This window comes from Edaphobacter paludis (assembly GCF_039993895.1).
Lineage (GTDB): Bacteria > Acidobacteriota > Terriglobia > Terriglobales > Acidobacteriaceae > Edaphobacter > Edaphobacter paludis.
This window is the reverse complement of sequence record NZ_CP121194.1, coordinates 2,487,941-2,508,789: the sequence shown is the minus strand read 5'-3', so window position 1 is coordinate 2,508,789 and position 20,849 is coordinate 2,487,941. Positions and strand designations below refer to the sequence as shown.

The 20,849-nt window shown below is 59.0% G+C and carries 17 protein-coding genes; 7 read left to right on the top strand and 10 right to left on the bottom strand.

The window, feature by feature from the left end; all coding sequences use genetic code 11:
- Positions 1 to 216: 216 nt before the first annotated feature.
- The 4 genes from P4G45_RS10405 to P4G45_RS10390 all read left to right on the top strand — a co-directional run bounded on the left by P4G45_RS10405 (position 217) and on the right by P4G45_RS10390 (position 7,282).
- A complete protein-coding gene (locus tag P4G45_RS10405; RefSeq protein WP_348266413.1) occupies positions 217 to 2,016 on the top strand; it encodes a sodium:solute symporter family protein in 1,800 nt (599 codons plus the stop codon).
- A gap of 22 nt (positions 2,017 to 2,038) precedes the next feature.
- Positions 2,039 to 2,293: a hypothetical protein gene (locus tag P4G45_RS10400; RefSeq protein WP_348266412.1), complete on the top strand. Its 255-nt coding sequence runs from the start codon at positions 2,039 to 2,041 to the stop codon at positions 2,291 to 2,293.
- Positions 2,294 to 2,546: 253 nt separating this feature from the next.
- Positions 2,547 to 4,682 carry a glycogen debranching protein GlgX gene (glgX, locus tag P4G45_RS10395; protein WP_348266411.1) on the top strand — a complete coding sequence of 712 codons (2,136 nt, stop codon included), beginning with the start codon at positions 2,547 to 2,549 and terminating at the stop codon, positions 4,680 to 4,682.
- A 320-nt stretch (positions 4,683 to 5,002) separates the two neighbouring features.
- A complete protein-coding gene (locus P4G45_RS10390) occupies positions 5,003 to 7,282 on the top strand; it encodes an alpha-galactosidase (RefSeq protein ID WP_348266410.1) in 2,280 nt (759 codons plus the stop codon).
- A 29-nt stretch (positions 7,283 to 7,311) separates the two neighbouring features.
- On the opposite strand, the gene P4G45_RS10385 is transcribed toward P4G45_RS10390, so the two are convergent.
- From P4G45_RS10385 to P4G45_RS10375, 3 genes are all read right to left on the bottom strand, one after another.
- Positions 7,312 to 8,700: a cytochrome P450 gene (locus P4G45_RS10385; RefSeq protein ID WP_348266409.1), complete on the bottom strand. Its 1,389-nt coding sequence runs from the start codon at positions 8,698 to 8,700 to the stop codon at positions 7,312 to 7,314.
- The gene (tmk, locus tag P4G45_RS10380; RefSeq protein ID WP_348266408.1) at positions 8,697 to 9,371 is read right to left on the bottom strand and encodes a dTMP kinase; all 675 of its coding nucleotides are present in this window, start codon (positions 9,369 to 9,371) and stop codon (positions 8,697 to 8,699) included. Before tmk ends, P4G45_RS10385 begins: the two co-directional genes overlap by 4 nt.
- A 279-nt stretch (positions 9,372 to 9,650) precedes the next feature.
- Positions 9,651 to 10,022, bottom strand: a complete 372-nt coding sequence (locus P4G45_RS10375; protein WP_348266407.1) for a hypothetical protein — start codon at positions 10,020 to 10,022, stop codon at positions 9,651 to 9,653.
- A 116-nt stretch (positions 10,023 to 10,138) separates the two neighbouring features.
- Here P4G45_RS10375 and P4G45_RS10370 point away from each other — a divergent pair, with 116 nt between their 5' ends.
- Positions 10,139 to 11,083 (top strand): nucleoside hydrolase, encoded by a 945-nt coding sequence (locus tag P4G45_RS10370; RefSeq protein ID WP_348266406.1) that lies wholly within the window; start codon positions 10,139 to 10,141, stop codon positions 11,081 to 11,083.
- On the opposite strand, the gene P4G45_RS10365 is transcribed toward P4G45_RS10370, so the two are convergent.
- The 3 genes from P4G45_RS10365 to P4G45_RS10355 form a co-directional block, all read right to left on the bottom strand.
- A complete protein-coding gene (locus P4G45_RS10365; protein ID WP_348266405.1) occupies positions 11,080 to 11,892 on the bottom strand; it encodes a response regulator in 813 nt (270 codons plus the stop codon). The genes P4G45_RS10370 and P4G45_RS10365 overlap by 4 nt on opposite strands.
- A 51-nt stretch (positions 11,893 to 11,943) precedes the next feature.
- The gene (gene lpxD / locus P4G45_RS10360) at positions 11,944 to 12,948 is read right to left on the bottom strand and encodes a UDP-3-O-(3-hydroxymyristoyl)glucosamine N-acyltransferase (RefSeq protein ID WP_348269248.1); all 1,005 of its coding nucleotides are present in this window, start codon (positions 12,946 to 12,948) and stop codon (positions 11,944 to 11,946) included.
- 657 nt (positions 12,949 to 13,605) lie between these two features.
- Positions 13,606 to 14,157, bottom strand: coding sequence for a hypothetical protein (locus P4G45_RS10355; RefSeq protein WP_348266404.1), 552 nt, complete (start codon positions 14,155 to 14,157; stop codon positions 13,606 to 13,608).
- 195 nt (positions 14,158 to 14,352) lie between these two features.
- Between P4G45_RS10355 and P4G45_RS10350 the strand changes: the two genes are divergently transcribed.
- Positions 14,353 to 16,116, top strand: a complete 1,764-nt coding sequence (locus P4G45_RS10350) for a CCA tRNA nucleotidyltransferase (protein WP_348266403.1) — start codon at positions 14,353 to 14,355, stop codon at positions 16,114 to 16,116.
- A gap of 126 nt (positions 16,117 to 16,242) precedes the next feature.
- Positions 16,243 to 16,944, top strand: coding sequence for an NAD(P)H-dependent oxidoreductase (locus P4G45_RS10345; protein WP_348266402.1), 702 nt, complete (start codon positions 16,243 to 16,245; stop codon positions 16,942 to 16,944).
- 293 nt (positions 16,945 to 17,237) lie between these two features.
- On the opposite strand, the gene P4G45_RS10340 is transcribed toward P4G45_RS10345, so the two are convergent.
- Genes P4G45_RS10340 through P4G45_RS10325 form a run of 4 tightly spaced genes read right to left on the bottom strand, consistent with a single transcriptional unit; the run spans position 17,238 to position 20,780 of the window.
- A complete protein-coding gene (locus P4G45_RS10340; RefSeq protein WP_348266401.1) occupies positions 17,238 to 17,447 on the bottom strand; it encodes a copper resistance protein CopC in 210 nt (69 codons plus the stop codon).
- 5 nt (positions 17,448 to 17,452) lie between these two features.
- A complete protein-coding gene (locus P4G45_RS10335) occupies positions 17,453 to 18,226 on the bottom strand; it encodes a cytochrome c oxidase subunit 3 (RefSeq protein ID WP_348266400.1) in 774 nt (257 codons plus the stop codon).
- A gap of 32 nt (positions 18,227 to 18,258) precedes the next feature.
- A complete protein-coding gene (locus P4G45_RS10330) occupies positions 18,259 to 20,025 on the bottom strand; it encodes a cbb3-type cytochrome c oxidase subunit I (protein ID WP_348266399.1) in 1,767 nt (588 codons plus the stop codon).
- Complete coding sequence (locus tag P4G45_RS10325) at positions 20,022 to 20,780, bottom strand: cytochrome C oxidase subunit II (protein ID WP_348266398.1); 759 nt, start codon at positions 20,778 to 20,780, stop codon at positions 20,022 to 20,024. Before P4G45_RS10325 ends, P4G45_RS10330 begins: the two co-directional genes overlap by 4 nt.
- Between the last annotated feature and the right edge of the window lie 69 nt (positions 20,781 to 20,849).

The following is a 20,849-nucleotide window of genomic DNA, read 5'->3' as shown; positions in this document are numbered from 1 at the left end:
ACAGCGCGTCCACGATGAGGTTGTACATCGCCCCGGTCAAATGACATGGGTCCAGAACGGGTGGAAAATAACAGTTTTGGCAGAAAGGAGGGCTCTTGCGGAATATAGGCATTTCAAACAGTTCCGAACCTTTTCCCGCTGGACGCAGCCTGTCGGACAATTTAGAGTTGGCCAGAGCGTCCCAAATCCAAACTTAGCTTTCGCTTAAGGGTTACCGTGACTCTATCCATTATTGACTGGCTAATCATGCTGGTCTATTTCGTCTTCGTTCTGGGAATCGGGTTTGCGCTGAAGCGCTACATGCGCACCAGCAACGACTTTTTTCTTGCAGGGCGATCCATACCGGCCTGGGTCTGCGGCCTGGCCTTCATCTCGGCAAATCTGGGGGCACAGGAAGTCATCGGCATGGGTGCCTCGGGTGCGAAGTACGGCATCATCACGAGCCAGTTCTATTGGATAGGCGCCATTCCTGCCATGGTATTTGTCGGCATCTTCATGATGCCCTTCTACTACGGTTCGAAGGCGCGATCGGTGCCCGAGTATCTGAGGATGCGTTTCGACGAGAAGACTCGGGCCGTCAACGCGTTCTCCTTCGCGGTCATGACCATCTTCAGCTCCGGCATCTCGATGTATGCGATGGCGCTGCTGATCCAGACGCTGGGTCTCTTTCATGGCATCATCCCGGACCAGTATGTCTTTCACGTCTCAATATTTCTTTCCGCGATCATCGTCCTCGGCTATATCTTCCTGGGCGGCCTTACCAGCGCCATCTATAACGAAGTTCTACAGTTCTTTCTTATCGTGGCGGGCTTCGCTCCCCTGGTGTGGATAGGTCTCCGCAACGTTGGCGGATGGGAGGGCATCAAGCGGACCCTGCCCGCCACCATGACCCACTCGTGGAAGGGCATGGCGCATGCCTCCACGAACACGCTCGGCGTCGAGTGGGTGGGACTGGCCATGGGGCTGGGCTTCGTCCTCAGCTTCGGCTACTGGTGCACTGACTTCCTCGTTATCCAGCGCGCCATGGCGGCCGACTCCGAGGTTTCGGCCCGCCGTGTTCCGCTGATTGCGGCGATCCCGAAGATGTTCTTTCCGTTCCTTGTTATCCTGCCCGGCCTGATCGCCATCACGGTGACCTCGCACATGGCGACTCCTTCAGCCGTCGTTGCTACCCATACCGCCAGCGGTCACGCCATTCCGCTGGACGAGCAGCATCCGCACGGCATCATTCCGCAGAAGATGGACGCTATCACTGGCTTGCCGGTGCTCGACACCAACGGCAATCCCGTCTATAACTACGACCTCGCCATTCCGGTCATGCTGCTGCACTTCTTTCCCACGGGCATCCTCGGTCTCGGTCTCACCGCACTGCTCGCCAGCTTCATGTCCGGCATGGCTGGCAACGTCACTGCATTCAATACGGTCTGGACCTACGACATCTATCAGGCGTACATCAATAAGAAGGGAACAGACGCGCACTATCTCTGGATGGGTCGCATGGCAACCATCGGGGGGGTCCTCTTATCGATTGGGGCGGCCTACGCCGTTACCAACTTCAACAACATCATGGACGCGCTGCAACTGGTGTTCTCCATCGTGAATGCGCCGCTTTTCGCTACGTTTCTTCTCGGGATGTTCTGGAAGCGGACGACCGGGCATGGCGCCTTTACCGGGTTGATTTCGGGCACAGTCGCCGCTTTGATGCATCATGGGCTCACGATTCCCACGGACGCTAAGCCCGGCATGCATGGCGGATGGATCGCCATCGTTCATCACTATCCGAGCGATATGGCGCAGAACTTCTGGACGGCCATCTTTGCCTTCTCCGTCAATCTGCTTGTAACGGTTGTGGTGAGCCTCGCCACTCGCCCGCGTGAAGAGGCGGAACTCGTAGGGCTGGTTTACTCGCTGACTCCCAAGCCCGAGGAAGGGCATCTAAGCTGGTATCAGAAGCCTGCGACGCTCGCTATTGCGGTTCTTGCCATCCTCGTCGTCCTCAACCTCGTCTTCGCCTAAAGCGCACGCAAAGGAACTTTCAATGGGACTCGACATACGCATCCCCCTTGGCCTCATCTTCCTTATCACTGGCGGCCTGATGAGCGTCTATGGACTGATCACCCGCGGGAATGCCGCAATCTACGAGAAGTCGATGGGAATCAACCTTAACCTGACCTGGGGGGCGATCATGTTCGTCTTCGGGCTCATCATGTTTCTGGTGGGGCGGCGCAAGAAGTGGCAGGATGACCCCGTCAGTCCGCGTCCATGGGAGCGCGGTGCGGGGCCGCATCACTAATTGCGTGCCGATGGCTGCTGCGCGCGACCTATAAGCCCCTCCCTATAGGTCTGCGCCTCGAGCACATGTAGGAGTATGCAACTCACAGCGGCACAAATGCACCAAACAAAGAGACAGCGAAAAGAACATTTTGCTCCTGGAGATGTGTCTCTCGCGGAAGCGTGGCCTTTCGTGTAAGTAGCTTATGACCTAAGCACTGAAGCAAGGGTTGATCATGCTATTTCAGCCCGGCAATCAGATATGGAAGGTACAAATGCCTTACGAAATTCAAGAAGGTTACTCGACGAAGCGCGGCGCCACTTGGGACGGCAAGGGCGTCAATTTCGCGCTCTTTTCAAGAAACGCAACAAAGGTGGAGTTGTGCCTGTTTTCAGAGGATGGGAAGACAGAGCTGGAGCGCATTGTCCTCCCCGAACACACAAATGAGATCTGGCATGGCTATGTGCAGGACATTGGACCCGCGCAACGATACGGATATCGGGTTTACGGTCCTTACGAACCGGAAAATGGACATCGATTTAATCCTAACAAGTTGCTTCTTGATCCTTATGCCCAAGCTCATATCGGTGAGTTAATTTGGGATCCGGCAATTTTTGGTTACAACATGGAATCCATGGACGACCTCACGTTCGATGAACGTGATTCCGCGCCTTTTGTTCCGAAATGCATCGTGGTCGATCCCAACTTCGACTTCACCGGCGAGCGAGGGCGGAAGTGTATTCATTGGGATGAGACGATCTTCTACGAAGCGCACGTAAAGGGATTTACGAAACTTCGGCAAGACATTCCCGAGCATCTCAGGGGAACGTATGCGGGCCTCGCTCAACAGCCGGTGATCGACTACATCAAATCGCTTGGAGTGACTTCTGTTGAACTTCTTCCCATTCATACTTTCGTAAATGACAGCCAGTTGCTCGAGAAAGGACTGGTCAATTACTGGGGTTACAACAGTATTGGATTTTTCGCACCGGATCCCAGGTATGCTGCAGACCGGCCTAATACTCTAAGAGAATTCAAGGAGATGATCGCCCGCTATCACGAAGCTGGTCTGGAGATCATTCTCGATGTTGTCTATAACCACACCGCCGAAGGCAACGAAAAGGGCCCGACGATCTCCTTCAAAGGCATTGACAATGCGAGTTACTATCGCCTCTTGCCCGATCAGCCCCGGTACTATATCAACGAGACAGGCACAGGAAACACGCTGAACGTGGATCATCCACGCGTTTTGCAACTGGTGATGGACTCCTTGCGATACTGGGTAGAGTCGACCAGTGTGGATGGTTTCCGCTTTGACCTCGGGACGATTCTTGCCAGGGATCTTGACGGCTTCAACAGCCAGAGCGGCTTCATGAAAGCGTGTTCGCAAGATCCACTCTTAGGCTCGGTCAAGCTGATTGCGGAGCCATGGGATGTGGGTCTTGGAGGCTACCAGATGGGGGGATTCCCTCCGGGCTGGGCTGAATGGAACGATCAATTTCGCGATACGGTACGTGACTTTTGGCGCGGCCATGCCTCAGCCGCCGAACTGACAGATTACCTTTGCGGCTCAGCCAAGGTTTTCCACCGGGTAGGGCGCAAGCCATGGGCTTCCGTCAATCTCATCGCCGCGCATGACGGTTTCACCACGAACGACCTTGTGACTTATAACGAAAAGCACAATGAAGCGAATGGTGAGAACAATAACGATGGCAACTCAGACAACCGATCCTGGAACTGTGGTGTAGAAGGTCCCACAGATGACCCGGAGATCAACACCTTGCGATCGCGCCAGATTCGGAATCTGCTGGCCACACTCCTGCTTTCACAGGGCACTCCGTTATTGGTTGCCGGCGACGAGTTCGGACGAACTCAACAGGGCAATAACAACGCTTACTGCCAGGACAATGAGATCTCCTGGTTGAACTGGGACCTGCGGGACAAAGGCAAGCATCTGGTCAGCTTTGTACAGAGACTCACTGCTCTGCGACATAAATTCCCAATTCTGCGCCGAGGCCGATTCTATAGCGGAACCTACAATGAGGCGCTTGGCGTCAAGGACCTGACGTGGATCAATGCGAACGGGCAGGAGATGGGAAACGAGCAATGGGCTGACGATGAGATGAGGTGCTTCGGTATGCTGATGGACGGGCGCGCCCAGCGGACCGGAATTCAGAAGCCCGGCGATGACGCCACCATGCTTCTTGTGATCAATGCGCATCATGACCTGGTTGAATTTACCTTGCCCGAGTCATACGGTGGCGACCAATGGGCTCTCCTCATCGACACAAATCTCGAAGAGAACGAGGCTCAGGGCATACACAAGACAGGCGAGAGCTATTCAGTGACGGCGCGTTCGCTTCTTCTGTTCGCATTGAAATCGAAGAATGCACAAAGCGGTGAATACTAAGCTGCATACCTTGCTGCTCTAGTCGCCAATTGCAATCGTCTGAGAAGAAGCCCGGAAGACCATCTCGCCATACGGGATCGGGTTTCTTGGCTCAGATCGCACGCGTGTGTTCTCATTTTCCTCGCACATTCTTCCTGCCCACGACAGAACGTACACTGCTTTCTGCTATCGTTGCTATCGAACCCGTGGTGGCATTCTGCGTGCGTTTTGTGGATGTGGCTCTTCCATTTGGCCTGCGGCCAGGAGAAGCTGTGTATCTTCGCCAATCGAGTTTCCCTCGGGTTTTATAGGAACCAGTCTGCGATTGTGAGGAGCCAGGAATGAACGAGAGTTACGACGCATCACATACTTTTTCACTATGCCAGCGCCAACTCCGCCGCGTCGCACGGACTTGTGCCTTTGCCATTCTGCTTTGCCTCGTCTCGCAGGCTTCCATTGCCACGGCGGAGACCGGGACCGCCTCGATTCGATTTGACGCTGCAACCCGCATCTTCCGTATCGATGCCGCTGACACCAGCTACGTTCTTGGCATTAACGAGCATCAGCAGATCCAGTCGCTCTACTGGGGCAAGCGGCTGGGCGCCAATGACAGCTTTCCAGCCGCCAAGGCCATGCCCGGCGCAGCAGCATTCGACCTCCCCATTACGACGACCCCGCATGAGTTCGTCGGTTGGGGCGGCGGCCTGTATGTCGAACCCGATCTCAAGATCACGTTCCCAGACGGCAATCGCGACCTTGAGCTCAAGTATGTCTCGCACCACATCGATGGCGACAAGCTTAGCATCGTCACGAAGGACATCTCGCGCGACGTCTACGTCACGCTGCAATATCAGGCCGATGCAGAAACCGGCATTCTGCGCCGTTCTGCCGAGATTGAAAACCGCACCGACGCACCTTTCACCGTCGAACAGGCCGCCGCTGCGACCTGGAACCTGCCGCGTGGCACCGACTATCGCCTGCGTTACCTGACCGGACGTTGGGCAGGTGAGTGGAACGTGCAGGAGCAGGCAGTTCATCCGGGCAAGACGGTGCTCGAGAGCCGTCGCGGTACCACCGGTGCACAGAACAATCCCTGGTTTGCAATCGACCACGAAGGCAACAACGATCAGGATACCGGTGGCGTCTGGTTCGGAGCGCTCGGTTGGAGCGGATCGTGGCAGATCTCAGTCGAACAGGACCTGCTGCAACAGGTGCGCGTCACCGGCGGCTTCAACGCCTTTGACTTCGGCTATCGTCTCCAGAAAGGCGAGCGACTTCAGACGCCGTACTTCTACGGCGGCTACTCGAGCCACGGCATCGGCGGCGCATCGCGTCTACTGCACCGCTTCGAGATCGATTCGTTGCTGCCTCATGCACCGACGCCGAAGCTGCGCCCGGTCCTTTACAACTCATGGGAGGCGACGGAGTTTCGTGTAGACGAACCGGGCCAGATGGCGCTCGCCGAAAAGGCCGCCAGCATTGGCGTTGAGCGCTTCGTGATGGACGATGGCTGGTTCGGGCAGCGCAAGGACGATCACGCGGGCCTAGGCGACTGGTATGTGAATCCGCAGAAATTTCCCCACGGTCTCAAACCGCTCATCGACAAAGTCCACTCGCTCAACATGGACTTCGGTTTGTGGGTCGAGCCAGAGATGGTTAACCCCAACAGCGATCTCTACCGTAAGCATCCCGACTGGGTGTTGAACTTTGCCGGGCGGCCACGCACCGAGGGACGTAATCAGTTAGTGCTGAACCTGGCACGGCCAGACGTGCGCGCTTATGTCTATGGCTTCCTCGACAAGCTCCTCACCGAGAACGACATAGCGTTTCTCAAGTGGGACTACAACCGCAACTGGTCCGAACCAGGCTGGCCTGCCGTCGCGCCAGAAGACCAGAAGAAGGTCTACGTCGATTTCATTAACAATCTCTACTCCATTCTCGCGGAGCTGCGCGCGAAGCATCCAAACGTCGAGATTGAAAGCTGCTCCGGTGGCGGCAGCCGTGTTGATCTCGGCGTCATGAAGCTTACCGATGAGTTCTGGACCTCCGACAACACCGACGCTTATGACCGGCTCCTCATCCAGAACGGCTTCACCTATGCCTATTCCCCAGGCGTGATGATGGCCTGGGTTACCGACTCGCCCACATGGGTCAACCAGCGCACTCTCTCGTTGGAATATCGCTTCCTCTCTTCTATGCAGGGATCGCTTGGCATCGGAGCCAATCTGAATAAGTGGACACCGGAAGACTTCGCCACAGCGAAGAAGATGGTGGCGCAATACAAGGCGATCCGCGAGACCGTACAGCGCGGAGCGTTGTATCGGCTCATCACGCCAGAGGACAACAGCGAGCAGTCGGTAACGGAATCCGTCTCACGCGACGGTAAGCAGGCTGTCACCTTTGCCTTCCTGCACTCCAGCCGCGAGAGATATCCCTTTCCGCGCATCTATCTGCGCGGGCTCGATGCAGGTGCAACGTATCGGTTGGCGGCGCTGGACGGAAAACTGGCAGGCGATACGCCTGACTCCGCGAGCGGAGCGTACTGGATGAATCGGGGAGTTGACGTTCAGCTTAACGGCGATTTCCAGGCAGCGGCGTTCACCCTGCAGCGGGTTGAATAAGAGCAGCAGGGAAGTAAGCGATCGCGTCATCATCGAGGAACGATTTTCATCCGCAATGGGTCGCGTGGGCGCAGAGTGATTTTGGCCTGGACTTCGGGAGGGGCCGCGCCTTCGTACCTCAATCGCCAGCGCTGCGCGATGGTGGCAATGGCGAGCACACCTTCCATCCATGCGAATCCTTCGCCGATGCATTGACGTCCGCCGCCCCCGAAGGGGAAGTACGCGAAGCGGGGACGGTCGGCCTTATTCGCTGGCGTGTGGCGGTCGGGGTCGAAGCGGAGAGGATCGGGGAAGTACTCCTCGCTGCGATGCATCACGTATTGACTGAAGAAAAAGTGAGAGCCGGGCGGGATCCGATAGGGACCCAGTGTGACAGGTTTAGTGGACATGCGGCCCATCGCCCACGCGGGCGGATACAGCCGCATCGATTCGGCGAAGACCTGTTCGGTATAGCGAAGGTTTGGATAGTCGGCGAGAGTGGGAAGCCGCGCTGCATTGCCAGCACCGAGTACCGTATCGAGTTCTGCATGAAGCTTGCCTTCGGCCTCGGGATTCTGGCTGAGGAGATACCACGTCCAGGTGAGGGCATTGGCCACAGTCTCGTAGCCTGCGAGAAAGATGGTAAGTACTTCGTCGCGGACCTGCTCATCGGACATTCCTGCGGGGTTCGTTGTGGCGTTGTCCTGTTCATCGCGCGACGAGATCAGCATCGAGAGCAGATCTCCCTTGTCAATGCCGAAGGCGCGACGTTCGCGGATAAGCCGATTGACGACCGCGTCGAGTCGGTTACGGGATCGGCGAAATTTAATAACGCCGGGGATGGGGAGATGCAGAAAGGATTCGAGGCGGGGAAAGACGACGAGGAAGTTGTAGAGATCCATGATGGTGTTGACCTCCTCGTTGATGCGGCGAATGTCGTCTGTGACCTCGGTGTTGAACAGGGTGCGAGCAATAATTTCGAGCGAGAGTGACATCATCGCCGCGGAGATATCGAGGACTTCGCCGGACTGCCAACGGTCGCGGTGAGCGGCGGCGCTGGCGACGATCTGATCGGCATAGCCGGCAATGCGCTGCCGGTGAAAGGCCGGAGCGACAATGCGGCGCTGGCGCAGGTGGACGGGATCGTCGGAGGTGATGAGTCCTTCGCCGAGCAGCACCTTCATGCGGCGAACGGTCCGTTCCTTGACGAAGGATGCGGCCTGGTTGATGAGGATTTCGCGGATGTATTCCGGGTCGTTGAGGAAGACGATCGGCGTGCCCATGAAGCGGTAGTGGGCGATGGGGCCATAGGTGCGGTGAAGATGCTCGAAGAGAAGGATCGGCTCGCCGAGCTTGACCCACGGCTTATTGGCGTAGAAGGGCAGCGAATATTTGAGGCCGGGCGGCAGGTTCCATCTGGAGTTCGCCCGTGCGCTCATGCCGTGACTGTGCCTAGCCGCGTAGCGACGACTTCAAGGATGCGATTATGGATCTGGTCGATGGGAGCTTCGTCGCGGATGGGCATGATCCGGCGGGGCTCGCGGGTGGCGATCTCTTCGTACTTCTCATAGATGCGGCGGTAGAAGTCGTCGGACTCGCGCTCGAAGCGGTTTTCATCGGTGCCCAGTTTCTGGATGTGGCGCTGGTTGCGGCGGCGGGCACGGCGAAGAGAGTCTTCGAGCGATGGTTGAAGCAACAGCGTGAGGTCGGGCTGCAGGTTGCCGCAGGCAGCGGCGTGCATGGCGAGGATGCGCTCGCTGCCGAGCTGGCGGCCACCGCCCTGATAGGCTTCGGAAGAGTCGGTGTAGCGATCGCAGAGGACAATGCTGCCGGCGGCGAGAGCAGGTTCGATGATCTCCGCGATGGCCTGCGCGCGGTCGGCGAACATCAGCGCCATCTCGGTCGGTGGTGCGATGGTGCCGAGCGCGGCTTCGGAGCGGGAATCGAGCAGGATGCCGCGAATGCGGTCGCCAAGGGCGGTTCCGCCGGGTTGACGGAGTGTGACGATGTTGCGGCCCGCGGCGGTAAGTGAAGCGGCAAGGAGACGAAGCTGGGTGGTTTTGCCTGAGCCGTCAAGGCCTTCGAAGGTGATGAAATAACCGCGCGCCATGGAGACAGGTTATCTCAATGTCAGCGATTGGCATCCAACAAGATGGAGCAGCGTTGCCGATGGAAGATGCGACGCTCAACCCAACCCACTGAAAGAAGGGGGGATTTATATGATCATTCTGTATTTGTTAGTGCTCGGGCTCGCGATTGTGATTTTCATGATCTTCGGCGCAAGAAATCGAAAGCGGAAAGGGCAAAGTGAGACGCCAGTCGTCGACGTAACAGCATCGCCTCACATAGGCCGGGCGCCCGGAGAAGATTAGTAGGTTTGCATTCGGAGCTATGACTCTGGCGGTGCCTGCATTGTCGTCTTCGGACTAGTCTGCCAATGCACTCCGTCGGGATCGACGGTGATATGGATGGGGCCGTCGGCGTTTTCGTTGAGGTAGGGGCCTTCCGACTTGTGATCGTGGTGGGACTGGTCGGTATAGGTGAGGTGGAGATTTCCTGTGCCAAGCACCTTGAACCGGTAGTGAAAGTCCGCGCCAGGAGCTAGTACCTGCGTACCGAAGCTGGCGCTGGGATAGTCCACCTCGAGCAGCAGGAGCGGCTGGCTGGTGTGGTTGCTGACGGTTGCCTGTACGTGGGCAGAGTGGCAGCCAGTGACGGCGAGCAGGCAGGTGAGAAAAATAACGATGCCGAACGGACGCATGGTTCAAAGGTAACAGTTCAAGTGACTCAATCAAATTGCCGGCATCGGTAACCCCACGCTGATAGGATTTCTTCAGAATCAGAACACTTCGATAGCAACAGTGAGGCACACCCCAGATGCTCGTCAGGCATGTTCTTACCTCAGCCGCGCTCGGCCTGCTTTTGGCGGGCGGTCACCTCGCAGCGGCGCAGCATCCCGTTCCGAAGCAGAAGGTCATCATCGACACGGATATCGGCGACGACATCGACGATGCCTTTGCCTTGGCGTTGGCATTTCGCAGTCCTGAACTACAGATTCTGCAGATCGACTCAGTATATGGCGACACCCATCTGCGGGCTCGGTTGCTGGAGCATTTTCTGCACGACGCATCGTTGCTGCCGGTGCCAGTGGCGCAGGGAGTGGTCACTCACACGACCAACCTCTTTACGCAGCGTGTCTATGCGGAGCAGCAGACGGAGCCTTCCCGTCCTTATGCCGACGCGATTGGTACATCGCTGGACCTGATCCGTAAATCACCGGGCGAGATCACACTGATTGCCATCGCTCCACTCAGCAACATCGGCGCGATGATCGACCGCGATCCTGCAACCTTTCGCAAGCTGAAGCGAGTGGTCTTGATGGGCGGCTCAATTCACCGCGGCTATAACGACAGTAAGACTCCAGAACCGGAGTGGAACATCAAGATGGACATTGGCTCGGCGCGCAAGCTCTTCGCATCTGGCGTGCCCATTTTCGTGATGCCGCTCGATGCGACGAACCTGAAGCTCGATGACGCAAAGCGCCAGCAGGTGTTTTCACATGGATCGCATCTGACCGATCAGCTTGCCATTCTGTACAAGGAATGGGGTCAGCCGACGCCGACGCTCTTCGACGCGATGGCTGTTGCGTATGCGATCAATCCCGCGCTTTGTCCGACGACTCCGCTGCATCTGAGCATCGATGATCGTGGCATGACAATTCCCAGCGATGGAGCGCCAAACGCGCAGGTTTGCCTGAACTCCAGCTCTGATGCTTTCTTTCACTTCTATTTGCCTCGCCTGCTCGCTCCGAGCGGAAATTAAACGTAAGCGGACGGAGAGCGGTCGAGGATGCGGGCGGTGAGGACGACTCCGCTGCGGTTGTCGTGGAGGGTGATGGGAAAGGCGAGCACGCTCCAGGTGATGTTCTGCTCGTCCGGTTTTGGGACATTGAGTAGGCCGCGGCGAGTGCGGTCGAGGTAGGTCTCGCGGGTGTGGGAGACGGTCTGAATGATGCCGCTCCAATCGCGCATGAAGGTGGGCATCTCGGCGGCAGGACTGCGGCCGGGAAACCAGTCGCGGGGCTGACCGAGGTATTCGGCGGCGGCCTCGTTGCAGTAGAGCCAGATGCTGCGACTGTCGAAGATCTGGACGAGTACATCGGAACCGATGGCCATCGCGATGCGCGAATAGAAGAAGTCGCGGGCATCGACGACGACCGGAGCGCCGCGGCGTTTGGCTTCCAGGGAGCTTAGAGCGGAGAGAATGTCCTCGACTGAGCTGTAGCCTTTGAGCAGATGCATGTCTTCGGCCCCGCCGAAGATATGTTCGAGGGTTGCCGACAGGATGATGATCGGAACGTGCGGCCGACTGCGGCGTAGCAGAGCGGCGGCTTCGGTGCCGAACTGGCCCGCGCCGAGGTGATAATCGAGCACGGCGATGTCGATGCCGCCGAAGAGAGCGGTTGCCTCTTCGATGCTGGAGGCGGGAACGCAGTCGTAGCCGTGTTGACGCAGGATGGTGGCGCGAAGAAACAGGTTGTCAGGCTCGTCGTCGAGCAGAAGGACACGAACGCGTGGCGGACTGAGAGAGACAGAGCTGTCGCCACTGCGTGTTTCAGGTGGATTGATCATCAGCTAAGCCCTTTGATGCGTTTGCCGTTCCGGAGGTAACCAGAGGGACGGTTATTTTGGCGACTTGAGATTGCGCAGAAGTTCGGGCAGACGGTTGATGAGCGCCACAGAGCGGAGCCATTGGCGGTTGTCGACGGCCGGGTAGCCGCTCACGATCTTGCCGGGAGGGATGTCGTTGGGGATTCCTGATTGGGCGGTGGCGATGGCGCCGTCGCCGACCGTGCAGTGACCGGCGACGCCGACCTGCCCGGCGAGGATGACGCCGCGACCGATGGTGGTCGACCCGGCGAGGCCGACCTGGGCGCAGAGGAGGGTGTCGCTGCCGACGGTTGAGCCGTGACCTACCTGGACGAGATTGTCGATCTTGGCTCCGGCATGGATGCGGGTCTCGCCGATGCTGGCGCGGTCGATGCAGGCGTTGGCTTGCACTTCTACCGCATCTTCGAGGATGGCGGGGCCGGATTGCTGGATCTTGTGCCAGCTCTTGCCCGGCGGTACGCCTGCCTGTTTGGCAAAGCCGAAGCCGTCGGAGCCGATGATGGCCCCATTTTGCAGGATGACGTTATCGCCTAGCTGGCAGTGCTCGCGGACTACGGCGTGGGCGTGCGCGAAGAAGTGGTTGCCGGCGCGGACATGGGGGTAGAGGACGACGTGAGGGAGCAGCGTGGCGTTGTCTCCGACGACAACGTAATCTCCGACGACGACGTAGGCGCCGATGTGGGCGTTCGCGCCGATTTTGGCGGTGGCGGAGACGACGGCAGTGGGATGGATGCCGGGAGCATAGTTGGGCGGCTGGTAGAAGAGCTCGATGGCGCGCGCGAAGGCGAGATAGGGATTGTCGATGCGCAGGGTGGCGGCGGTGATCCCGGAAAAGGCTGGTTCGACGAGGACGGCGCTGGCGCGGGTGGAGCGCGCGAGGGCGGCGTATTTGGGGTTGGCGATGAAGGAGAGGTCGCCGGGAGCGGCTTTGTCGATGGCGGCGAGTCCGGTGATCTCGAGTTCGGGGTCGCCATGCAGGGTGGCCCCAAGACGCTGGGCGAGGTCGGCGAGTTTCATGGATGGGATTGTAGCGCGCTTGACGTTTTTCACCATTGCTCCTCTCCGTTCGGGGGTACCCCCCCTCCTGTACTTTTACTCCTAAAGTCTTGATTGTATGAGGGTTAAATCGTAAAGTATTGATTTCAAATTGTTTATGTCTAAGCTGTTGATTCTAAATAATTTAGGCCCAGCTATGTCGCTGGGCCCTCTTATTTCTCTTCTGTTTCCAGTATAGCGAATGAAAGAAAACTATTTTGCAGAGGATAGAGATTTATTTTTTTGGTGGAAGTGGTTTGTGTTGTTCAACTTAGTTGATCTTCGAGCTGTTCTTGGGGGATTGAGGGCTTGACAGGGATTTGTTCATCATAAGGTTGGAAACCAAACCCCAGGGGCTGAAGCCCCGCCTTTTGGGTGATGCTGAGAGGGCTAAGGCTGAAGCCTTGAGGTACCTAGAAGCCAAGTGCGATTCGTCACACTACCACAGCACCTTGTAGATAAGGCGCTCGCGGCCCAATTAAACAGGCTGCGGAAAAGTCGATGTGCAACGAAGAACCGTACCTCAGGGGCTAAAGCCCCATTTCAAGGAAAGCACTTGTGGCATGGCTGAAGCCGTGCCCTTAAGCAAAACCGGCTATTTCCGCGCCTGGTAGAGTCGTGCCCTTTCAAAACCGAACCTTAGTTGGGGCGGGCGTTGGGTGGGAGAGGGGCGTTGAAGAGATCGCTTTGGAGACTGGGGGCGGCAGAGGCGGGCAGGGGCTTCTTGCGGGAGGGGGTGGTAATGACTGCTATGAGCTGAAGATCAGAGATGGCGGTTCGGGGGACGTAGATGCGCTGGGTGTTCGAGCGAATGTCGGGTGGGGTGAGTTGGAGGCCGGCGTCGTTGATGAGGTCGTCGAGCAGGGAGGCGTCGATGGGAGCGAGCCCTTCAAGCTGATCGGCCTCCGGGGTGGGGGAGCGAAAGGTGATGCGGAGCCAGAGTCCTTCGGTGCGAGGCCGGGCGAGGAAGGTGCGGCGAGTGAGGCGCTCGGGGTTCAGGGAGTCGTTCAGATTGAAGTCGCGGACATAGCAGATGTACTTGATGTCACTTAAAGGGATGGGGATGACATGGCCGCTGAGGTCTAGGAGATCGACCGTCCGGTTGTGGACGAAGGCAGCCAAGGGCAGATAGCCGGGAACCGTCTCTCCGGTGATGCGGCGCACGATGACTTTTTTGCGAGAGGAAGACATGCTTTCGCGGATTGTCGCATGAACGCGAGCATCGCAGCGAAAAAGGTGCAAAAAAGGTAGCCAATTCGTCATCCATGTGGTAAAGTGACGTTTTGTGCTTGGCTTCACAGATCTTTCTAAGCGATTGATTCGTCGCAGTTTAAGGCGAGCGGCGCGTCCCCGGGTTACACCCGGCATGGAGTGAACGCAGCAGATATGGCCGACTACATTTACCTGCTCGAAAACCGCCTCTCGCAAGGTCAACAGGCGTCGCTACAGACGGTGCGCGAAGCTGCGCGAAACAAAGGGCTTACCGTGTTTCTGGTGGGCGGAGCTGTACGTGACCTGACCAGTGGATCACCTGTACGCGACCTGGATGTAGTGGTTCAGGGAAATGCTCTCAAGCTGAAGAAAGATATAGAGAAAGCTGGAGGCAAGATCTCGGGGGAACATGAGGCCGAGCAGACCTTCTATGCGCGCTTTCCTGATGGCGTACGAATGGAGATTGGCAGCACCCTGTCAGCCACCTATCCCAAGCCAGGGAAGCCGGTATTCAAGCCGGCAACGATTCTCGAAGATCTGCGGCGGCGTGACTTTACCGCGAATGCGATGGCCATCTCGCTGAATGACGGTTCCTATGGTCTGCTGATGGACCCTCTGAACGGTGTGGCGGACATCGAAAACCGTGAGCTGCGGCTGGTGAGCAATTACGGGTTCATCGAGGAGCCGGTGCGGATGATCCGCGCAGTCCGGTTGGGCGCACGCCTGGGCTGGCACATGGACGAGAAGACCCAGGAGCGCTACGAGACCGGTAAGCGCGAAGACTACATTGCGGCGCTCGATGACTTTCATCGCGGATATGAGACGGAGGAGATCTTCCACGAGGAAGACCCCCTGCGGGTGCTGCGACGGTTGGAGAGCGAGGGCTGGATGAAGTACCTTGCCCCGTCGTTGACCGCGGCAAAGGCGAATGTTCCAGAGCTGGAGCGGCTGCGGGCAACGCAGACACAGTTGCAGTTGCGGGGAATCCATCCCGAGGGTTCGGTGGCGAATTTTCCGCTGTTGACCGCGAAGATGACACCCAAGGAAGTTGCGGCGCTGAAGCAGAGCTTTCCACGACAGGGTTTCGTGGCCGAAATCGAGGCATTGGAAGGCGAGGCGAAGGAGTTTGCCACGCAGTTTTCGGGCAAGGGAGCGGCGGCGCCTTCGCAGGCCTGGAAGCTGCTCTACTCGTCGAAGCCAGAGGCGATTCTGTGGACGGCACATACGGCAAAGAGCCCGGCGGTGCAGGCGAAGTTCAAGAGCTTCTATACGGAATGGCCGCAGGCGAAGCAGCAGCTGCCCTACACGCTGATGCAGGAGATGCGGATCGTTCCGGGTGTGCCTCACTACGAGGAGCTGCTGGACAAGCTGTTCTTTGAACTGATGGATTCGAAGCTGGGCACGGTGGAAGAGATGAAGGCGTATCTGGAGCCTTATTCTCCTCCGGCTCCGCCGCCTCCGGTGCATCTGCGACGGGCGCGCGTGGCGAAGAAGGACGCGAAACCAGCGAAGAGCCGGAAGAAGGCCGCTGCTGCGGTCGAGGAAGGTGCTGAGGCGGAGGCTGTGGAGGTTTCGGCTGAGACGCCGGTGGCTGCGGCCAAGCCGGTGAAGGCGGCTGCTCCAGCGAAGGTTGCTCCTGCAAAGGGGGCTGCGCCGGCGAAGGTGGCGGCGAAGCATGTTGCTGCGCCGGCTAAGAAGGCAGTAGTGCCGGCAAAGAAGGCCGCTCCGGTGAAGAAGGCTGTGGCCAAGGCTCCGGCGAAGAAGGTTGTGGCGAAGAAAGCTGCTGCCCCGGTGAAGAAGCCTGTTGCTAAAAAGGCGGTGGTCAAGGCTGTTCCCCACAAGGCTCCTGCCAAGGTTGCGGCTAAGAAGGCTCCGGTGAAGGGGAAACCGGCCAAGGCTCCGGCTAAGAAGGCTGTCCCGGCTAAAAAGAAGCGGTAGTTACTTTTTGATGGAAGAAGAGGCGACCTGAGCTAGACTTGGGTCGCCTTTTTTGCGGCGTCGAGCAAAGGCGAAATACAGGGGTCTCTCCACTGCGCTTCGCTCCGGTCGAGATGACGGAGGTTGATGCGGTCAAACGAAGGGCAGGTTTCTCCGCTTCGCTGCGGAATGACAAACAAAAAGGGACGGTGCTGCTTTCGCGCTATCGCGCATCTGAATGGTGTGGAGGAATCTGCGATGGTGGTTGCGGTTTTGCTGGGGTCGGTGCGGTCGGAGCGGATGGGGATTCGTGCGGCGAAGTGGGCGGTGGCTGAGCTGGAGAAGCGTGGGCATGAGGCGGTGCTGGTCGATGCCGCGGAGTTGAAGCTGCCGCTGCTGGACAAGATGTGGAAAGAGATTAAGAAGGATCCTCCTGCAAAATATGCCGAGCTGTATGAGAAGCTGGCTCCGCTGGCGAAGCTGTATGCGCGGGCGGATGGGTTTTGCATCGTCAACGCGGAGTACAACCACAGCATTTCGCCGGGAATGACAAACCTGATCGACTATTTTCTGGAGGAGTATTTCTTTCGGCCATCGGCGATTGTCTGCTATTCGGCGACGGCGTTTGGCGGGGTGCGGGCGGCGATGCAGTTGCGGGCTTTGCTGGCGGAGACGGGGATGCCGTCGATTCCTTCGGTGCAGCCGATTCCCAGGATTGGCGATGCTTTGAGCGAGGATGGTGTGGCTTTGACGCAGGAACTCGCGGAGAAGAGTGGGAAGTTTTTCGATGAGTTCGAGTGGTATATGCGGGCGATGAAGCGGGAGCGGGAGAAGGGCTTGCCTTATTGACGCTATTTGGCGTGGAGGGGGAAGACACGACCACGGATTGCGCGGAGAAGAACGGATAAGAACAAAGCGGGAGCAAAAGCGCCTCCGATGGTGATGGATACCCGGACGAAACGCAGATCCTCCGCCTGCGGCGAAGGATGACAAGGCTTTGGCGCAGCGCGGATGACAAGGTTTGGTGCGGCGAAGGCGATCAGATCGAATTTGCTGTTGGCAGGGAGGGAGTCAAACGCAGATTCCCTTCGGGAATGACAACCAGGAGATACGACCGACTCGACGCGAACTGCTACTTGGCTCTAGCTTTGGCGTTTGAGCAGGACGAGGGTGGCGATGAAGAGGCCGCACCCGGCGCCTGCCATGAGGATGATGGCGTGGCGGTAGGCGGTGCGGGTGGCGGGTGGGGTGGCGGCGGTGTTGTCGCGGCATTGAGTGCAGCCCTGGGCGAGGGCTGGGGCGGCGCTTAGAAGCGCGAAGAGCAGCGACGCGGCGAGGACAGTGCGCTTCATCGTCTTCATTGGAAGAAGACTAACAGGGTGAAGAGGAAAAGCCAGAAGATGCCCATGGAGTGCCAGTACCAGGCAGCGCAATCGACCATGATCTGGCGGGATTCGAGTGAGCGCGAGGCGTAGAGGCCGATCAGCGCGGCGGAGAGGCCGAAGATGCCGAGGATAAGGTGGATTCCGTGGACGCCGGTAATCAGGTAGAAGAAGTGGCTGCTGGGGTTGGAGAGGAAAAAGACGTGTTGGAGGGCCAACTGGGTCCAGGCGACCCACTGGCCGATGAGAAAGACGATGCCCAGAATTACTGTGGCGGCGACCCAGGGGATGGCACCGCGGGTGATGGGTTTGCCCAGGCCGAGCCACTCGTCCATGACGTCGACCTCGTGGAACATGCGGCGGCGGGCCGCCTCCATGGTGATGGAGCTGAGGATGAGAACGGCGGTGTTGAGCCAGAGGATGGGCGGAATGAGGGTCGGTGACCACTCGTTGACGTAGTTGTTGTAGGCGTCGAAGTGGCCGGTGGACTGGCTGACGAAGAAGGTGCTGACGATGGCGACGAAGAACATCAGGTCGCTGGCGAGGGCGAAGAAGATGCCCATGCGGTAGCGGACGAGACGCTCGCGCGGGCCGCGATTCCCGTTGGGGCGGTCGTTCCAGTTGTCGTTATCGCCACCGCCACCGGTGCGCTTGTCGGTTGGCGGCCTGCGGCCTGAACCGTGGTCGTGGTCTTCGAGGTGTCGCTTCGGTTTTGGTTCGGTACTGGTCGGCGTGATGGTTGTCGGCATGGCGCCCTTTCATGGCACGCACTGGCTACAGCTTACTCCGGTTTGATGTTTGAGATTGTATCGGTGCTCCACTGGGGAAGGATTAATTCTCCCTCGGCGGTGGACTGGTATTCGCATGGCTGGCGATAGACGGCGATCTGTACTTCAGACGCTTCAGGAGGAGCGTTGGGGTGCAGCGCCGGGTGCCATTCGAGCGTGGTGGCCTGCCAGGGATTTGGCGGGGCTGTTTTGCCGCGGAGGAGGGTGTGGATCAGGTTGGCGAAGAAGAGGAGTTGCGACGTGGCAAGGAAGATTGCCGACCAGGTGATGAAGCGGTTAAGGGGCAGGGTTCCGGCGAGGAGATGTCCGGCGGCGTTGGGCACTCCTATGAGCTGGGCGTAGTGGCGGGGCTCGCCCATGAGACCGGTGAGGTGCATGGGGAGGAAGGTGGCGTAGGCTCCGACGAGAGTTGTCCAGAAGTGGAGGCGGCCGAGGCGTTCGGACATCAGGCGGCCCGGTCTTCCGCTGTGGGCGGTCATCAGGGGGAACCAGTAGTAGGTAGCGGCGAAGAGGCCGAAGATTGCGGCCATCGCCATGATGAGGTGGAAGTGGGCGACGACGAAGAAGGTGTTGTGCAGGTACTCGTCGAGGATGGGTTGGGCGAGGATGGGGCCGGTGAGGCCTCCGGTGATGAAGAGGGAGACGAAGCCGAGCGAGAAGAGCATGGCCGTGGTGTAGCGCGGGCGGCTGCGCCAGACGGTTGTGAGCCAGCTTAGGACCTTGGCGGAGGCGGGGAGGGCGATGGCCATGGTGGAGACGGAAAAGGCAGAGGCGGCGAAGGGGTTGAGCCCGGCGACGAACATGTGGTGTCCCCAGAGCAGGATGCCGAGGAAGCCGATGAGGAGGGTGGTGAAGATCATCGTCCGGTAGGCGAAGACGCGGCGGTGGCTGAAGTTGGCCAACAGCATCGAGGTCAGGCCGAGACCGGGGAGGATGGCGATGTAGACCTCGGGGTGTCCGAAGAACCAGAAGAGATGCAGCCAGAGCAGAGGGGAGCCGTTGCCGGGGTGGGTGGCGGCGTGGAGGGTGCCGCTGACGAGGTCTCCGGCGGGGATGAAGAAGCTGGTTCCGGCGTGGCGGTCGCAGAAGAGCAGTAGAAGCGCGGCGAGAAGGACGGAGAAGGCGATGATGCTGAGCAGAGCGGCGGTGAACCAGCCCCAGACGGTGAGTGGGATTCGCTCCCAGGTCATGCCTTCGCAGCGGAACTTGATGATGGTGACCAGCGTGTTGATCGCGCCGATGGTTGAGGCGATGGCGAAGACGGCGATGCTGGCGAGCCAGAGGTCCATGCCGAGGCCTTGGCCGGGACCGGCGCTGGGAACAGCGCTGAAGGGTGGATAGGCTGTCCAGCCGGAGATGGCGCTGCCACCGGGGACGAAGGTGGAGCTGAGCAGGATGAGGAGTGCGAGCGCTGTCAGCCAGAAGCTGAGGGCGTTGGCGACGGGGAAGGCCATGCGGCGAGCGCCGATCTGGGCGGGGAGGATGAGGTTTCCGAAGCCGGATTGCGGTGCGGTCGTGAGCACGAAGAAGAGCATGATGGTGCCATGAATGGTGACCAGTGCGAGATAGTCTTCGGGCAGGATGGGGCCGTGGAAGGGAACAATGCGGTCGGGCCAGACGAGGTGGATGCGCATCAGCAGCGAGAGCAGTGTGCCGATGGTGACGGAGACCAGCGCGAGGATGAGGTACTGGATTCCGATGATGCGGTGGTCGGTGGTGAAGAGGCGGCGGCGCTTCGCTGGTAGTTTGGTGAGATTCATGGCTGCACCGCCTTTTCTTTCGCGGCGAGCCATGCGGCGAACTGGTCGGGCGGAAGGACGCGCAGGTTGGCGTTCATGCGGTAGTGGCCGAGGCCGCAGACCTGGGTGCAGAGGATGGCGTAGGTTCCGGGGACCTTTGGCGTGAAGTGGATGTGGATGGTCATGCCGGGAACGGCGTTTTGCTTGAGCCGCATCACGGGGACGGAGAAGCCGTGAATGACGTCGAGCGAGTTGATGCGGAGGTCGATCTGGCGGTTCGCGGGCAGGACGAGTTCGGAGGTGACGATGTCGTCCGCGCCGTGACCGTCGGCTGGGTCGATGCCGAGTGGATTGCCGGATGGGGCGTCTACGAGTTCGGGCTTCGTGACGCCGAAGGTGTAGTCGGTTCCGGGATAGCGGAAGTACCAGGCGAATTGCTGGCCGACTACCTGAACTTGCAGCGCGGTGGGTTCGGGGCCGGTGTAGCGGGAGTCGGCCCAGAGGCGTTCGGCGCGGAGGGTGAGGAAGGCGAAGAGGATGGCGAGGGCTGCCAATGGGAGATATTCGATTCGCCAGCTTTTAGATTCGGGGCGGCGGCGGGCGGCTAGTCCGATGAGGAGGATTAGGTGGGCGAGGGCGGCGAGGCCGAGGATGATCCAGAGGTTCAGCAGGAGATGATGGTCGAGGGCAGGACCGTGCGCGCTGGCGTCGAATGGGAGTCTCCACGTTGCCAGCGAAAGAGCGTGCAGGCCGGACTGAATGGAGGCAGAGGTCACAGTTAAGGATAGCGCGTTCGCATTCTGCCATTGCCCGGATGAAACGAAGGATGGCGCGAATGTTAAGCT

Bases quoted from the DNA above. Each gene is read 5' to 3' on its own strand.
- tmk (WP_348266408.1), bottom strand. From the start codon at position 9,371: ATGGCGCGCGGTTATTTCATCACCTTCGAAGGCCTTGACGGCTCAGGC.
- P4G45_RS10355 (WP_348266404.1), bottom strand. From the start codon at position 14,157: ATGTCTTCCTCTCGCAAAAAAGTCATCGTGCGCCGCATCACCGGAGAG.
- P4G45_RS10375 (WP_348266407.1), bottom strand. From the start codon at position 10,022: ATGCGTCCGTTCGGCATCGTTATTTTTCTCACCTGCCTGCTCGCCGTC.
- P4G45_RS10340 (WP_348266401.1), bottom strand. From the start codon at position 17,447: ATGAAGCGCACTGTCCTCGCCGCGTCGCTGCTCTTCGCGCTTCTAAGC.
- P4G45_RS10385 (WP_348266409.1), bottom strand. From the start codon at position 8,700: ATGAGCGCACGGGCGAACTCCAGATGGAACCTGCCGCCCGGCCTCAAA.
- glgX (WP_348266411.1), top strand. From the start codon at position 2,547: ATGCCTTACGAAATTCAAGAAGGTTACTCGACGAAGCGCGGCGCCACT.
- P4G45_RS10345 (WP_348266402.1), top strand. From the start codon at position 16,243: ATGCGGTCAAACGAAGGGCAGGTTTCTCCGCTTCGCTGCGGAATGACA.
- P4G45_RS10400 (WP_348266412.1), top strand. From the start codon at position 2,039: ATGGGACTCGACATACGCATCCCCCTTGGCCTCATCTTCCTTATCACT.
- P4G45_RS10365 (WP_348266405.1), bottom strand. From the start codon at position 11,892: ATGATCAATCCACCTGAAACACGCAGTGGCGACAGCTCTGTCTCTCTC.
- P4G45_RS10350 (WP_348266403.1), top strand. From the start codon at position 14,353: ATGGCCGACTACATTTACCTGCTCGAAAACCGCCTCTCGCAAGGTCAA.
- P4G45_RS10370 (WP_348266406.1), top strand. From the start codon at position 10,139: ATGCTCGTCAGGCATGTTCTTACCTCAGCCGCGCTCGGCCTGCTTTTG.
- P4G45_RS10330 (WP_348266399.1), bottom strand. From the start codon at position 20,025: ATGAATCTCACCAAACTACCAGCGAAGCGCCGCCGCCTCTTCACCACC.
- P4G45_RS10390 (WP_348266410.1), top strand. From the start codon at position 5,003: ATGAACGAGAGTTACGACGCATCACATACTTTTTCACTATGCCAGCGC.
- P4G45_RS10335 (WP_348266400.1), bottom strand. From the start codon at position 18,226: ATGCCGACAACCATCACGCCGACCAGTACCGAACCAAAACCGAAGCGA.
- lpxD (WP_348269248.1), bottom strand. From the start codon at position 12,948: ATGAAACTCGCCGACCTCGCCCAGCGTCTTGGGGCCACCCTGCATGGC.